Source organism: Sphingomonas rustica, assembly GCF_039652585.1.
In the GTDB taxonomy this organism is placed as follows: domain Bacteria; phylum Pseudomonadota; class Alphaproteobacteria; order Sphingomonadales; family Sphingomonadaceae; genus Sphingomonas; species Sphingomonas rustica.
This window is the reverse complement of sequence record NZ_JBDIZK010000012.1, coordinates 62543-77587: the sequence shown is the minus strand read 5'-3', so window position 1 is coordinate 77587 and position 15045 is coordinate 62543. Positions and strand designations below refer to the sequence as shown.

The window sequence follows — 15045 nt, the reverse complement described above, 5'->3', positions numbered from 1 at the left end:
TCGGTTCGGCCGGGATCAGAAGCGGAAGCGCACGCCGCCGCGGAACGAACGGCCGATCACGTCATAATAGGTCTGCGAGATGCCGATCTGGGCGCTGCCGATCCCCGTGCCGGCCGGGGCATAGGGCGCAGGCGCCTTGTTCGCGACATTGTCGACCGCGACGTAGAAGCGCACCGCATCGGTGGCCGCGTAACTGGCCGACAGGTCGACATAGAAGGCACCGTCGACCCGGTTGTTGTCGATCGTCCGGTTGAGGCTGGTCGAGGCCGGGCAGCTGGTGGTGCATTCGATGAAGGCGTTCGAGATCACGCCGTCGCTGAAGCCGCGGCCGGTGACCGAGAAGGACAACGGGCCCTTGTCCAGCGCGATCTCGCCCAGATAGCGCCATTTGGGAACGCCGGTATTCTCGCCCAGGTTCGAGGTCGGCGGGTTGATGCCGTTGTCGGTGCTGCTTTCGAGATAGCGCGTCGCCAGCACCCGGAAGGACAGCCGCCCGTCGCCCAGCCCGACCGTGTCGAGCGGAACCCGGTAGCTCGCCTCGAAGTCCAGCCCGCGCGCGGTCTGCCGCGCAAGGTTGATCGGGCGCAGGAACACCTCGGTCATGAAACCGGCGGCATCGCGATCGATCAGCGCGCACAGCGCCTGGTTGCCCTGATAGCACTGGTTGACGATCGTGCTGGCGCCCAGCGTCGCGATCGCGCCCTTCACCTCGATATCGAAATAGTCGACCGAGGCGGACAGGCCGGGCACGAAGCGCGGCTGGAACACCGCACCCAGGTTCAGCGTGTCGGCACGTTCGGGGCTGATCACCGGATTGCCGACCGTGGTCTGGAAGACGGTGTAGGACTGGTTGTTCTTCGCCGGATCGACCAGTGTCGTGGTGTTGGTCTGGCCCGCCTGGAACAGCTCGGCCAGATTGCCGGCGCGGATATCGCGCGACCGGGTCGCGCGCAGGCGCAGGTCGGGCACCGGTTCCCAGGTCGCGCCGACCTTCCACGTCGTGACATAGCCCGAACTGCTGTAGTCGGTCGCGCGGACCGCGGCGTTCAGGTCCAGCGCATGCGCCCATGCCTGGTCCGCGGCCAGCGGCACGACGACTTCGAGGAACGCCTCGTTGACGGTGTAGGAGCCGTGGATCGGCTTGTAGTTGCCGGCCCAGTAGCTGTTCACCAGCGACAGCGGATCGCTCTTGCCCTGCTGCGCCTCGCGGCGATGCTCGAGCCCGAACGCGACCGATACCGGCCCCGCCCAGGTGCCGAACGGTTCGCCGCGCACCGTTGCCGAGAAGACGTCCTGCGTGATCGTCGCGTTGAGGTAGGAATGGCCCATCACGTAATCGAGCGCGGCCGGCGAGGCGACGCCGGTACCGAGGATGTTGAGCGGGACGCAGCCATTGCCGGGATTGGTCAACGTCGACCGGCAGACGATCGCGCCGCTGGACGTGCGTACCGCGTCGATCGCGCGATCGTAATTCGCCTTGATCGGCAAGGTGGTGCCGTTGAAGAAATCGCTGACATTGCGGTTGGCGCGGACGATCCAGTTCCAGTCGGTACCGAACGCGCCGCTCTTGCCCTCCGCGCCGATCACATAGCGGTACAGGTCGTGGCGGGTTTCGGTGACGATGCCGCCGATCGCCTCGTTCCAGCTGCCGACGTTGAGCGAGGTTTCGCCCAGGGCGGTCATCCGGTCGGCGACCGAACCGGGCAGGAAGGCGTTGTCGCGCTGGATGATCAGCCCGCCGAAGTTGAACATCGGCGTGCCGGTGGTGCGCGTCTTCGCCTGGACATAGGAGAATTCGCCGAACAGCTCGACACCGTCAAACGCCTCGTAGCTCAACCGCGAGAACAGGCTCTTGTGCGAGACTTCGGGATCCAGGTCCTGCGGGCCGTTGCCGAAATCGGTGTAGCGCCAGTCGCCGCCCACCATGAAGGGGTCGTTGACGGTCGAGCCGTAGTTGAGCTGCGCGGGCGTGCCGCCCTGGCCGAAATAGAGACCGCGCAACGGGCCGCGCGTCACGATCGCGCCGGGGGCGACGGTGGTGTAGCCGACGCCGTCGCGCACCAGATATTCGGGCTGGCCGTTGGTGGCGGTATAGGCCGGGTTGAACAATGTCTTGCGGCCGCGATACCAGTCGCGCGGCATCCCATCGATGCCCTCGCTGTACCAGTTCTCGCCGCTGATCAGGAAATGGCCGCGGCCGTCTGCGAAGCCGGTGCCGGCGCTGAGCGAGACGCGATAGTTGCGATCGTCGCCATAGGTGGTGATGCCGCCCTGGACCTCGCCCTTCACCCCGGTGAAATCCTTGTCGAGCACGAAGTTGACCACACCGGCCACCGCGTCCGAGCCCCATGCGGCGGAGGCGCCGCCGGTGACGATGTCGACGCGCTTGACCAGCGCGCTGGGGATCGAGTTCGCATCGACCAGCCCGTTCAGCGATGCCGCCGGCAGGCGCTGGCTGTCGAACAGCACCAGCGTGCGCGTCGCGCCCAGGTTGCGCAGGTTCAGCGTGCTGATGCCCATGAAGCCGCCGCTGATGTTGCTGGCGGTGTTGCGCGGATTGTTGCTGCCCGCCAGCGCGGGCAGGCGGTTGATCTGCTCCGCCAGATTGATCTGCGCCGAGCGGGCGATCTCTTCGCTGCCCAGCACGGTCAGCGGCGTCGGCGCCTGATACCCGTCGCGCACGACACGCGATCCGGTGACGACCAGTTCCTCCCCGGCGGGGCCTTCGTCGCTCGCGACCGCGTCCGCGGCGATCACCGCGGTACGACCGTCGAACGAGCGCACCACCAGGCCGGTGCCGCTCAGCAGCGCATCGAGCGCCTCGCGCGTGTCGAGGCTTCCCTTGACCGCGTTGGTGGTGCGTCCGCCGGCGTCGCGGCCGGCGACGATCACCTGGATTCCTGCCTGGCGCGCCAGTTCGCGCACGCCGGCGGCGGCGGGCTGTGCCGCCACGTCGAAGCTGCGCGTCTGCGCCAAGGCCGTCGATGGCATGGCGAAGGCTCCGGCGACGGCCATGATGGCCACGCCGGTACGAAGAGATGCGGAAATCATGAAACAACCCCTGCTCGATGGTCCTGAAACGAAAGACCGGGATCGGATCGATTTTCCTTCAGTCCAAAATGAAATTAATTTTCGAAGAAATTTCTATTTCAGTTTTATTTCAGATCCGTCGCTCGCGACTTCGACCTGGGCCCCGGATACTGCCGCAGCGGCGCGAGCGAAGCGTTCGGGATCGTTCGCCCGGAACAGCCCGACGATGCGAACCTTCCCGATGGCGGGAGTCGCGATCACGATCCGGGTGCGGTTGACCCGGTTGAACCGGGCCGCCGCCGCGGCGATCGTCACGTCGTCGAGCGAGATCTGCGCCAGCTCGGGCGGCGGCGGTGTCGGGGCCGGCGAACGGGGTGGCAGGCCGCGCGGTGGCGCGGGCGCGGCGGGTTCGAGCGTCACCGAACCGCCGGCGCGCAACAGTACCGCCTGGTCGCGCTCGTCGCCGCTCCACACCAGCACGCTGCCTTCGTCGACGCGGACCGACCCGCCGGTCGCGCCGGTGCGGCGCACCGAATAGACCGTTCCGGTCGCCTGGGCATAGACGTCGCCCGAGCGCACGACGAAGGGCCGGTTGCGGTCCTTGGCGACCTCGAATCGCGCCTCGCCCGCAATCAGCACCACCTTGCGGATGCCGTCGTTCATCTCGAACGCGATGCGCCCGCCCCGGCCCAGCCGCGCAACCGATCCGTCGCGCAGCGTCACCACGCGACCTTCCGCGAACTGCTGAGGTACAGCGCCGGGATTGAGGCCGGGAATGCCCAGGCCGACCGCCACGACCAGCGAAGCGGCGAGCGCCGCGCCACCGATCGCCCCCCAGCGGCCCGGCCGCCAGCGCGCGCGCGGCACCGACGCGAGCGGCAGCGGGGAACGATCGTCATCGACGACCGGGATCGCCGGCTCCGATGCGACGTCGGGTGCCGTCAGCGCATCGTCCATTGCATAGAGTGCGGCGCGCGCGCGCAGATAGGCACCGCGATGGCGACGGTCCGCCGCCAGCCACGCGTCGAGCGCGCCGGCCTGCGCCGGCGACAGGTCGCCGTCGACCGCGCATGCCGCCCAGCGGGCTGCCTGCTCCTCGACATCGTCAGTGGCTACGGGGATCGCCAATCCGCACTACCTCTCGCACCGCACTATCCGCACCGGGATCGTCCCCGGTCCCGGCATCCGCATCCTCGCCCGCCATGATGCCGAGCACCCGGCGGATTCCACGGACCATGTTGTTCTCGACCACATTCTCGCTGACCCCCAGCCGCTGGGCCGTCTCGCGCTGCGACAGGCCCTCGACCCGTCGCAGCTCGATCACCCGTCGGCAGGTATCCGACAGCGACGCAAGCGCGCCGCGGACACGGCCCAGTTCCTGCGCACTCTCGACGATCCGTTCGGCACAGGGACCCTCATCCATGACGTCGAACCAGTCGTTTTCCGTCATCGAGACGATGTTTTTCGCGGTGGTGCGCCGCACGGCATCGATCGCGGCGGCGTGGGCGGTGCGGCGGAAATAGGCCAGCGGGCTCTCGATATGGTCGATCGAGGCCAGTCCGGCGAGCCGGCAATAGGCCTCCTGCACCACATCGTCGACGTCGATCGCGCCGCGCCAGTGCCGCGTCAGCCAGGCGCGCACGCGTGCCTCGTGCGGCAGGATCTCCCTGGCCACCCAGCGCGCGACGATGTCCTGTTCCTTGCGCATGTCGCGTCGGAAGCCGTGGTCCCTGCCGTTCCGGCGCGCCATCGGGCCGCAACCCGGTCCCTTGAGCGCAGCGATGTGACAGGGTGATGAAAGCGGCTGCTAGAGGAGGTAGACCACCAGATAGCGCAGCACGAGCGCGATCATCGCGAGCCGCGCGGTGCGTTCCGAACGGGCGAGCATCGCGGCGATCATCAGCACCGCCAGCACGACGGTAAGTCCCAGCGCCAGCGGATGACCGAGCGCCACCGCCAGCTTGGGCACGCTGGCATACCAGGCGAGCTGACAGATCAGCAGGCCGAACATCACGCCCAGCACGATCCGGCGCACGCGGAAGAAATGCGCGTCGAGATCGGGCAGGTCGGCCGGCTGGCGCGGGAAGACCAGATGCGCCGCGAGATAATAGGCGCTGGCGAACAGCGTGACCGCCATCAGCGACAGGCCCGAAATGCCGACCACGCCGCGCGAGACCCATGCCGCCATCCAGAAGGAGAGCAGGTCGAGCAGCACGAAGATGCCGAGCAGCGGCGTCAGCCAGCCAATCCGCAGCGTGGACGCCGGCCGCACCCGCGCCTCGATCGTGCGCGCCAGCCCGCCCAGCACCTCGACGATCGACAGGCCGAGCAGCAGCCCGAACAAGGCGAAGATGAATTCGAAGTCCGACATGGCGCCCCCCTGCCCGTGCGAATTCCATAGCGGCGCGGCGAAGTCGAGGGGTGTCGTGGCACCGGCCGCCGCTAACGCGACGGTCGGTAGGTCACGCTGGCACGGCCGTCGACCCGCACGGGCAGGTACAGGCCCTGGCCATGGGCGGTGATCCGGCCGGTCTCGACCTTGCCGATCGTCGCGCGGATCACGAAGTCGCCGGTGCGCTTTTCGCCGATCGCGCGGCGGATCTTGCCGAGCAGTTCGTTCAGGTCCCGCGTGAAATTCTGGGTCAGCGAAGACGCGATCTCGCCCGAAAAGGCCGCGCTGCTGCCGAGTTGAATCAGCAGGTCGCCGCCGATCCCGTCGGTATCGCCGGTCACGCTGAGATCGGCGAAGCGCACCTCGGCCGAACCGGGCGCATTGACCGGACGTGCGGTCAACCAGATCAACCCGCTGGTCTCGCCCCCGCCCAGCCGGTTCGATTTCGCCGCCAGGGTCACGCCGACCGCGATCCGGCCGCCAGTGGTGCCATAGACCACGACCTTGTCGAACCTCGCAGTGACCGCCCCCACGCCGGGGAGGTCGAACGGACGGCGCGACCGCTTGACCAGCGCGCGCATCACGACCGGTTCGAGCTGGGCATAATCGGCGACGACGGGGATGTTGAACTTGAGGCTCTCGGCCGGATTGGAGCGCTCCAGCGCCGGCAACGGCCCCGGTTTTGGATCGGCGGGACGCTGCCCGACGAACGTCTCGGTCAGCGCGTCGAGGCCGAGGTTGAGCCGCAGGCGCTGCCCCTGGATCTCATAGCCGCCGAAATGCAGCTTCTGGGGGGTGATCCGCATCCAGACCGGCGGCTTTTCGCGATTGAGCTCGATCGAAGTGAAGCCCTGGCGCCACAGCCGCTCGACCTGGCTGCGCAACTCCATCTTCGCCAGCTCGCGCGGCAACGTGCGTTCCAGATCGCGAATCACCGGCTGGAGCTTCTCGTCGGCCTCGTCCGTGAAGGTGATGCGCTGTCCGAGGAAATCGATGCCTGGCGTCTCGGTCCAGCTATAGTTGAGCTTCACGGTGCCGCGCGGATTCCAGTTGCCGTCGATGTCGAGCCGGATGCGCGCATGCGCCATCGCCGATGCGGTCGCCGTTTCGCCCTTCAGGATGCCGCCCACGTCGCGCGCGGCGATCCGCGCCTGGATCGGCATGTCGGCGATGATGTCCTGCCCTTCCCCGCGAAGCCGGATGGCGCCACGGGTGACGGCGCCGACGATCGTGCAGCTGATCGGCGGCGTGACCTTCAGCTTCGCGCCGAAGACCTTGACCTGCTTGGGCTTCACGCAGCGATCGAAATGCTGGTTGATCGTCCACAGCTGGCGCGGAATCGCCTGGTCGATCGCGCCGCGCAGCGCGGCGGTATCGACCTCGATCGGCACCGCGAGGGTCGAGGACTGGGTGGGCGTCGGCACTGCATCGGTCGCGCGCGGTGGCGCATCGACCGTCTTCTTCGAACATCCCGCCGCCAGCGCGACGAGGGTCAGGGCAAGGACGGGTCGGAGAGCCGACGATCGGTTCGGGGTCACGCACAACTCCGCTGGAGATGCCGTATCAATACCGAAACGGTCGCGCAGGTTCCGTTATCGCGTCACCACGTCCCCCGACACGGTCGAGGAACGGGGCACAGGCCACGGCGTTGCGGACGCAGAGGTGACCCATGACCGACGATCGCAAGACCGAGACCCAGTCCCGCCCGAACCTCTCGACCGAACCGGGCGAGAAGGACCGCACGCCCGAGGGGCCGACCACGACGCAGGAGCGTCCCAACCTGTCGACCGAACAGCAGAAGGAAGGTGATGCGCGCAGCCCCAGCGACACGCTGGACCGCGGTCGGACGAACGACTGAGCGTCAGTCACAAGATATTGATAACTCATGTTAATCTTGCCGACAGACCGGTCTGATCGTGCGATGAAGCGTTAGAACCCGACAGGAACGTCGGCGGCTCCATTGGGTTGGAGACACCACACTCACGGAGGCCGGAATGAGCGACTCGCTTGATCAGGTGCGTCGCGACGACGCGCCACTGACGACATCTACCCACCATTCAGAAGCGGTGGAGGCCGAGACCGGAAACCGTATCGCCGCGCGCGGCGATACGTTGATCGGTAGGACCGTTACGATCAACCGGCCGCGGGCCGAGCTGTTCGCCTATTGGCGCGACTTCGCCAACCTCGCGACGATCATGGAGAATGTCGAGCGGATCGACGTGCTCGACGACAAGCGCTCGCACTGGGTCGTCAAGGCCCCCGGCGGCAAGACCGTCGAGTGGGACAGCGTGGTCACCGACGAAACCGACGGCAAGTGCATCGCCTGGGCATCCGAGCCGGGTGCCGACGTGCCCAACAGCGGCCGGATCGAGTTTCGCGATGCCGGCGAGCGCGGGACGGTGGTGACCGCGACCATCCTGTACGATCCGCCGGCCGGCGTGATCGGCAAGCTGATCGCGAAGATGTTCCAGCGCGAGCCTGCGATCCAGGCCCGGCGCGACCTTCGCCGCTTCAAGCAGCTGATGGAAACGGGCGAGATCGCCACGGCCGCGCGCACCCGCGCCGAGCTGGAAGAGGAGAAGAACTGATGCGCGCACTCGTCTGGCACGGCCGCAAGGATGTTCGCGTCGACACGGTCGACGATCCCGAGATCCTCAATCCTCGCGATGCGATCATCCGCATCACCTCGACCGCGATCTGCGGGTCGGACCTGCATCTGTACGACGGCTATATCCCGACGATGAAGAGCGGCGACATCCTAGGCCATGAATTCATGGGCGAGGTGGTCGAGACCGGGCCCGGGTCGACGCTCAAGAAGGGCCAGCGCGTGGTGGTGCCGTTCACCATCTCGTGCGGAAGCTGCTTCCACTGCGGCAAGCATCAATATTCGGCATGCGACAACGGCCTGCCCGCCGACAATCAGGATATCGCCCAGACGCTGTACGGCCAGCCGATGGCGGGGCTGTTCGGATACAGCCACATGACCGGCGGCTATGCCGGCGGTCAGGCCGAATATGTCCGCGTGCCGTTCAGCGATGTCGGCCCGATCGTGATCCCCGACGGGATCGAGGACGACAAGGTGCTGTTCCTGTCCGACATCCTGCCGACCGGATGGATGGCGGCCGAGAATGCCCAGATCGAGCCGGGCGACACCGTGGCGGTATGGGGCTGCGGCCCGGTCGGGCTGTTCGCGGTCCAGTCCGCCTTCCTGCAGGGCGCCGAACGCGTGATCGCGATCGATCATTATCCCCGCCGTCTGGAGCTTGCCGCGAAGTTCGGCGCCGAGACGATCAATTACGAGGATAGCGACGTCTATGACGCGCTGATGCAGATGACCGGCGGCATCGGCCCCGACGCCTGTATCGACGCGGTCGGGCTGGAGGCGCACGGCGTGTTCTTCGACAATGTCGTCGACCAGATCAAGGCGGCGACCTTCCTGGGTACCGACCGAACGCACGTCATCCGCCAGGCGATCCTCGCATGTCGCAAGGGCGGGCGCGTCTCGATGCCCGGCGTCTATGGCGGTTTCGTCGACAAGTTCCCGCTGGGCGCCTTCATGGAGAAGGGGCTAACGCTCAAGACCGGCCAGACACATGTGCAACATTACATGCCGGCGCTGCTGAACGCGATCATGGAGGAGAAGATCGATACGACCTTCATGATCAGCCACCGCCTGCCGCTGGAACAGGCTGCCGAAGGCTATCGCATGTTCCACGACAATCAGAACGACGTGACCAAGGTCGTGCTCAAGCCCGACTGGGCCGAAGCCGCCGAGTAACCCGCTCCGCCGTTCGCCCTGCCCCGCGCGAACGGCCGACCGAAGGTGAGCGGCGCGGTTCCTCCCTCTTTCCGCGCCGCTCACCTTCCACCCCGATCAGGACAGGACAATCATGGCTGACAAATTCGCGATCATCACCGGTGCCTCGACCGGCATCGGATTGGAACTTGCCCGGCTCGCCGCGGCCGATGGCTACGACCTGCTGGTTGCCGCCGATACGCCTCTGGTCGACGCGACGGCCAGCCTCCAGGGACTGGGCGTTCGGGTGGAGTCGATCGAGGGTGACCTGTCGACGATCGAGGGCGTCGATCGCCTGCTCGCGGCCACCGGCGGGCGGCGCATCGACCTGCTGTGCGCCAATGCCGGCCATGGCCTGGGCGGCGCATTCCTGGACCAGTCGGTCGCGGACTGGCGTCATGTGATCGACACCAACGTCACCGGGACGATCTATCTGCTCCAGAAGGTGCTGAAGACGATGGTCACGCAGGGCGAGGGCAAGGTGCTCGTCACGGGATCGATCGCCGGCTGGATGCCCGGCAGTTTCCAGGCGGTCTATAACGGCGCCAAGGCGTTCGTGGACAATTTCACCGCGGCGATCCGCAACGAGCTGAAGGATCACGACGGCATCACCATCACCACGCTCGAGCCGGGTCCGGTCGAGACCGAATTCTTCCACCGCGCCGGCATGGACGACACCAAGGTCGGCCAGTCCGAAAGCAAGTCCGATCCCGCCGACGTCGCCAGGGATGGCTGGGACGCGCTGATGAAGGGCAAGGACACGATCATCTCGGGCTGGAGCAACAAGCTCCAGGTCGCGGCCGCGGGCGTGCTGCCCCAGTCGGTGCCGGCACAGATGCATCGCAACATCGCCGAGCCCGGAAGCGGCGACGCCTGACCTGACGGGCGTCGCCCGGCCTGTGGCCGGCGCGACGCCCATTGGATCAGCCCAGCCGCGCCAGCGCGGCGGACAGGCGTTCGGCCTCGGCCGATTTCTCGGCGTGGTCGGCGCGGGCCTTTTCGACCGCCTCGGGCTTGGCGCGCTCGACAAAGGACGGGTTGTTCAGCCGCCCGGCCAGCCCGTCGCGCTCCTTCTCCGCCGCCGCGATCGCCTTGGTCAGGCGAGCGCGTTCGGCTTCGAGGTCGACGACCTCGCCGAGCGGCAGAACGAAGGTCGCCTCGTCCACCACGATCTGCATTGCGCCGCCTGTCGGCACCTCGCCCTTGGCTTGGTCGACCCTCGCGAGGCGCGCCAGCGCTGCTTCCTGACGGCCGAGGCGCGCGGTAGTTTCCGCCGACGCATCGCGCGCGAAGATCGGCAGGCGCGCGCCCGGCGGCACGTTCAGTTCGGTCCGCGCGGCGCGCACCTCGCTCACCAGCCGGATCAGCCAGTCGATCTCCTGCGCCGCCGACGGATCGAGCGCACGTGCATCCGCCATCGGCCATTTTGCCACGATCAGCTCGTAATCACGCGGGCCCATCTTGGACCAGAGTTCCTCGGTGATGAACGGCATGAACGGGTGGAGCATGACCAGGATCTGGTCGAGCACCCAGCCGGCGACCGCACGCGTCTCGTCCGCCGCCGCTCCGGTGGCCGCGGTGCCACCCTCGCCCTGCAGCACCGGCTTGGTCAGTTCGAGATACCAGTCGCAGAAGCGGCTCCACACGAACTGGTAGATGGTGTTCGCCGCCTCGTCGAAGCGCAGGTCGGCCAGCGCCAGGTCCAGCGCCTGCACCGTCGCCACCGTCTCCGCGACGATCCAGCGATTGACCGCCAGCTCGGCCGCCGGCGGCTCGATCGTGCTGCTGGCGGCGATGCCGTTCGCCTGGCAGAAGCGCGCGGCGTTCCACAGCTTCGTCGCGAAGTTGCGATACCCCTCGACCCGCGAATCCTTGACGATTTCACCGTTGCTGTCGACCGCGGTGCTCATGCGGATATCGCGGCCCTGCGTTTCCGCTGCCGCCATGAAAAAGCGAAGTGCGTCGGCGCCGTATTTGTCGATGAGCGGCAGCGGATTGACCACATTGCCCTTCGACTTGGACATCTTCGAGCCGTCCGCGGCGCGCACCAGCCCGTGCAGGTACAGCTTGCGGAACGGCACATCGCCCATGAACTCCAGGCCCTGCATCATCATGCGCGCATCCCAGAAGAACAGGATGTCGAAGCCCGAGATCAGCACGTCGTTGGGATAGCGCCCGCCCAGCGTGGGATCGGTCGCGTCGGGCCAGCCCATCGTCGCGAACGGCCACAGCGCCGACGAGAACCAGGTGTCGAGCACGTCATTGTCCTGCTCGAGCGCAACGCCCTCGCCGGCCTGCGCCTGCGCCTCGGCCTCGGTTTCGGCGACATAGATGCTGCCGTCCTCGGCGAACCAGGCCGGGATGCGGTGCCCCCACCACAGCTGGCGGCTGACGCACCAGGGCTGGATGTTCTCCATCCAGTTATAATAGGTCTTTTCCCAGCTTTTCGGCACGATCTGGGTCCTGCCCGAACGCACCGCCTCGATCGCCGGCTTGGCCAGGGTGGCGGCGTCGACATACCATTGATCGGTGAGCCACGGCTCAATCACCACGTTCGACCGGTCGCCGAACGGGGTCTGCACGGTGCGCGGCTCGGCGTCGTGCTCGGCGCCGTCCTTGTCGACATGCGCGACCAGGAAGCCCGCTTCCCTCATCCGCAGCACCACGCGCTCGCGCGCGCCGTCGATCCCGTCGCGGCGGAAGCGGTGCAGGCCGAGATATTCGTCGGGCACCAGGCCGTCGGCAGTCTGGACCACGTTCGCCTTGCCGTCGAACATGTTGAGCATGTCGCGCGCCTCGATGCCCGCGCGCCGGCCGACCTCGAAGTCGTTGAAGTCATGGCCCGGCGTGATCTTCACCGCGCCCGATCCCAGTTCGGGATCGGCATGCTCGTCGCCGACGATGCGCAGGCGGCGCCCGGTGATCGGCTGGTCGATGAACGTGCCGATCACCGACGCATAGCGCGGGTCGGCGGGGTTCACCGCAACCGCCATGTCGGCCAGCATCGTCTCGGGCCGGGTGGTCGCCACGACGATATGGTCGCTGCCGTCGGGCAGGGTCACGCCGTCGGCCAGCGGGTATCGGAAGTGCCAGAAGCCGCCGCGGACTTCCTGCGTCTCGACCTCCAGGTCGCTGATCGCGGTGCCCAGGCCCGGATCCCAGTTCACCAGCCGCTTGTCGCGGTACAGCAGGCCGCGCTGGTGCAGATCGACGAACACCTTGAGCACGGCCTTCGAAAAGCCCTCGTCCATGGTGAAGCGTTCGTTCGCCCAGTCCATCGAGCAGCCGAGGCGGCGCAGCTGGCCGGTGATCTCGCCGCCGCTTTCTTCCTTCCACTGCCACACCTTCGCGACGAATTCCTCGCGGGTGAAGTCGGTGCGCTTCTGCTGCTGCGCGTTCAGCTGGCGCTCGACCACCATCTGCGTCGCGATGCCGGCATGGTCGGTGCCGACCACCCAGCGCGCATCCTTGCCCTTCAGCCGGGCATGGCGGACCAGGATGTCCTGCAGCGTATTGTCCAGCGCGTGGCCGATATGCAGGCTGCCCGTCACGTTGGGCGGCGGGTTCACCAGCGTCCAGGGATCGGCACCCGGCCGCTCGGGTGCGAAGAGGCCGTTCTTCTCCCAATGGCCATACCAGCGGGATTCGATTTCGGCGGGGTCGAAGGTCTTGGGAAGTTCGCTCATGGTGCCGCGCGCTTAGCGCGAACGCCGAGGATTCCAAAGCCCCGAACGACGCGAGCCGGCCCCGCCGGGGACGGCGCCGTCAGGCGGGATCGGCGACCGGCGCTCCCGCGAGCAGTTCGTCGATCTTGCGCGCCAGCGCGTCGACCGCGAACGGCTTGGTCACCATGCTCATGTTCGTGCCGAGAAACCCTGCGCGGATCGCGGCATTCTCGGCATAGCCGGTGATGAACAGGATCGGCAGGTCGGGCCGGTGCTGGCGCGCGATCTCGGCAAGCTGTCGCCCGTTCATGCCGGGCAGCCCGACATCGGAGATCATCAGGTCGAGCGAGGCGTCGGACGACAGGATGTCGATCGCCGCCCCCGCCTCCGGCACCTCGACCGCGTGATAGCCGAGCTCGTCGAGCAGGTCGCGCACCAGCAGCCGGACCGAGGCGTCATCCTCGACCAGCAGCACGTTCTGGCCGCGACCAGCGGGCACCGCGGGTGCCGGCTGACGTTCCTCGGCGGTCGCGCCTTCCGCGGCGGGGAGGAAGATCTTGACCGTCGTGCCGGCGCCTTCGCGGCTGTGGATGCGGACCTGCCCGCCCGATTGCTGGGCGAAGCCATAGACCATCGACAGGCCGAGACCGGTGCCCTGACCGATCGGCTTGGTCGTGAAGAACGGCTCATAGACCTTGTCGAGCACATCGGGCGCCATGCCGACCCCGGTGTCGGATACCGCGACCACGACATAGCGACCGGGCGCCACTTCCGGGTGATGGTCCGAATAGGTGCGGTCGAGATCGACCGTGCCGGTCTCGATCGTCAGCGCGCCGCCATTGGGCATCGCGTCGCGTGCGTTGATGCACAGGTTGAGGATCGCGTTTTCGAGCTGGTTGGCGTCAGCGACCGCATAGGGGATCGGCCCGTCATGCGCGACATGGATCGCGATCTGTTCGCCCAGCGTGGAGCGCAGCAGGTCGCCGAGCGAGGCGATCAGGTCGAGCAGGTTGATGCTCTTCGCATCCAGCGACTGGCGGCGTGAAAAGGCGAGCAGCCGTGCGGTCAGCGCCGCGGCACGCTGCGCCGACGTGCTCGCGGCCTCGATGAACCGGTCGACATCGTCCAGCCGGCCGGCGGCGATCCGGCGTTTCACGATGTCCAGCCCGCCGATCACGCCGGTCAGCATGTTGTTGAAGTCGTGCGCGATCCCGCCGGTCAGCTGCCCCAGCGACTCCATCTTCTGGCTCTGGCGCAGCGCCGCCTCGGCCTGGGCGCGGCTGGCGCTCTCCGCCTCCAGTTCCCGGGTCCGTGCGACGACCCGCTGTTCCAGGATTTCGGCGGCGTGTTTTCGCTCGGTGATGTCGGCGACGAACACGTGAAAGCCGTCGACGCTGCCCGCCTCGTCGAACCGCGGGATATAGCGCACATCGGCGTCGCGCCGCGACCCGTCGGGCCAGGGCCAGGAGAGCTCGAACCGACTCTCGACCCCGCCCAGCGCGCGGTCGACATAAGGCCGACGAAGGTCATAGCCCGGCGCTCCGGCCAGGTCCGCCATATGCCGGCCGATCACCTCCTCGACGGCGACGCCCAGCCATTCGCCATAGGCGCGGTTGGCGAAGCGGTAGATGCGATCGCGATCGACGAACCCGATCAGCACTGGCAGCGAATCGGCGATCACCCGCAACTCGCGCTCGCTTCCCTGAAGCGCCTCGCGCGTCGCATAGAGCTCGGCCAGCCGGTCGCGCATCTCGAACTGCTTCTGGCGCAGGCGCAATGCCGTCGCGATGGCGCTGACCAGCGATTCGGACCCCAGCGGCCGTTCCAGCACGATGACGTTCATCGCCGCGTCCGGCAGGCGGCGGCGAACCCCGTCTGCCCCGGTACGCTTGCTCGCCAGCACGACGAACGGCACGTCGGACCAGCTCCGCTGCGCGTCCAGCACCCGCGCCAGCGGCCCGAGATCGCCGGCCAGCGCCTCGTCGGTCAGCAGGATCGCGCCGACCCCGTCGTCATAGGCCCGGGCGGCCTCCGCCAGCGTGTCGTGACAGTGCGGATCATAGCGGCGTTCGCTCAGCAACCGGGCAAGGCTCTGGGCATCGCGGCCATAGGGGGCGACGATCAGGACGCGATGTCCGTCCCACAGACCCCGTTCGACCAAG

The 15045-nt window shown here is 67.5% G+C and carries 11 protein-coding genes; 4 read left to right on the top strand and 7 right to left on the bottom strand.

What is annotated here, in order from left to right; translation table 11 throughout:
* Positions 1-15: 15 nt before the first annotated feature.
* From TPR58_RS18290 to TPR58_RS18270, 5 genes are all read right to left on the bottom strand, one after another.
* Positions 16-3051, bottom strand: coding sequence for a TonB-dependent receptor (locus TPR58_RS18290; protein ID WP_346248182.1), 3036 nt, complete (start codon positions 3049-3051; stop codon positions 16-18).
* 93 nt (positions 3052-3144) lie between these two features.
* A complete protein-coding gene (locus TPR58_RS18285; RefSeq protein WP_346248181.1) occupies positions 3145-4158 on the bottom strand; it encodes a FecR family protein in 1014 nt (337 codons plus the stop codon).
* Positions 4136-4738, bottom strand: coding sequence for an RNA polymerase sigma factor (locus tag TPR58_RS18280; protein WP_346248180.1), 603 nt, complete (start codon positions 4736-4738; stop codon positions 4136-4138). Before TPR58_RS18280 ends, TPR58_RS18285 begins: the two co-directional genes overlap by 23 nt.
* A 99-nt stretch (positions 4739-4837) precedes the next feature.
* On the bottom strand, positions 4838-5401 hold the full coding sequence (locus tag TPR58_RS18275) for a hypothetical protein (protein WP_346248179.1): 564 nt from the start codon (positions 5399-5401) through the stop codon (positions 4838-4840).
* Between the two features lie 71 nt (positions 5402-5472).
* The gene (locus tag TPR58_RS18270) at positions 5473-6960 is read right to left on the bottom strand and encodes a DUF4403 family protein (RefSeq protein WP_346248178.1); all 1488 of its coding nucleotides are present in this window, start codon (positions 6958-6960) and stop codon (positions 5473-5475) included.
* Positions 6961-7091: 131 nt separating this feature from the next.
* Between TPR58_RS18270 and TPR58_RS18265 the strand changes: the two genes are divergently transcribed.
* The 4 genes from TPR58_RS18265 to TPR58_RS18250 all read left to right on the top strand — a co-directional run bounded on the left by TPR58_RS18265 (position 7092) and on the right by TPR58_RS18250 (position 10095).
* Positions 7092-7280, top strand: coding sequence for a hypothetical protein (locus TPR58_RS18265; RefSeq protein WP_346248177.1), 189 nt, complete (start codon positions 7092-7094; stop codon positions 7278-7280).
* A 136-nt stretch (positions 7281-7416) separates the two neighbouring features.
* Entirely contained in the window at positions 7417-8010 is a 594-nt protein-coding gene (locus TPR58_RS18260; RefSeq protein WP_346248176.1) for an SRPBCC family protein, read from the top strand.
* Entirely contained in the window at positions 8010-9200 is a 1191-nt protein-coding gene (locus TPR58_RS18255) for a zinc-dependent alcohol dehydrogenase (RefSeq protein ID WP_346248175.1), read from the top strand. The genes TPR58_RS18260 and TPR58_RS18255 overlap by 1 nt, the downstream gene beginning before the upstream one ends.
* Before the next feature lie 112 nt (positions 9201-9312).
* The gene (locus tag TPR58_RS18250; RefSeq protein ID WP_346248174.1) at positions 9313-10095 is read left to right on the top strand and encodes an SDR family NAD(P)-dependent oxidoreductase; all 783 of its coding nucleotides are present in this window, start codon (positions 9313-9315) and stop codon (positions 10093-10095) included.
* Positions 10096-10141: 46 nt separating this feature from the next.
* On the opposite strand, the gene TPR58_RS18245 is transcribed toward TPR58_RS18250, so the two are convergent.
* The gene (locus tag TPR58_RS18245) at positions 10142-12904 is read right to left on the bottom strand and encodes a valine--tRNA ligase (protein WP_346248173.1); all 2763 of its coding nucleotides are present in this window, start codon (positions 12902-12904) and stop codon (positions 10142-10144) included.
* 79 nt (positions 12905-12983) lie between these two features.
* Positions 12984-15044, bottom strand: a complete 2061-nt coding sequence (locus TPR58_RS18240; RefSeq protein ID WP_346248172.1) for an ATP-binding protein — start codon at positions 15042-15044, stop codon at positions 12984-12986.
* Position 15045: the final 1 nt, after the last annotated feature.

What these genes read in the sequence shown, in the direction of transcription:
- TPR58_RS18260 (WP_346248176.1), top strand. Translation starts at nt 7,417, where the DNA reads ATGAGCGACTCGCTTGATCAGGTGCGTCGCGACGACGCGCCACTGACG.
- TPR58_RS18290 (WP_346248182.1), bottom strand. Translation starts at nt 3,051, where the DNA reads ATGATTTCCGCATCTCTTCGTACCGGCGTGGCCATCATGGCCGTCGCC.
- TPR58_RS18265 (WP_346248177.1), top strand. Translation starts at nt 7,092, where the DNA reads ATGACCGACGATCGCAAGACCGAGACCCAGTCCCGCCCGAACCTCTCG.
- TPR58_RS18245 (WP_346248173.1), bottom strand. Translation starts at nt 12,904, where the DNA reads ATGAGCGAACTTCCCAAGACCTTCGACCCCGCCGAAATCGAATCCCGC.
- TPR58_RS18275 (WP_346248179.1), bottom strand. Translation starts at nt 5,401, where the DNA reads ATGTCGGACTTCGAATTCATCTTCGCCTTGTTCGGGCTGCTGCTCGGC.
- TPR58_RS18280 (WP_346248180.1), bottom strand. Translation starts at nt 4,738, where the DNA reads ATGCGCAAGGAACAGGACATCGTCGCGCGCTGGGTGGCCAGGGAGATC.
- TPR58_RS18255 (WP_346248175.1), top strand. Translation starts at nt 8,010, where the DNA reads ATGCGCGCACTCGTCTGGCACGGCCGCAAGGATGTTCGCGTCGACACG.
- TPR58_RS18250 (WP_346248174.1), top strand. Translation starts at nt 9,313, where the DNA reads ATGGCTGACAAATTCGCGATCATCACCGGTGCCTCGACCGGCATCGGA.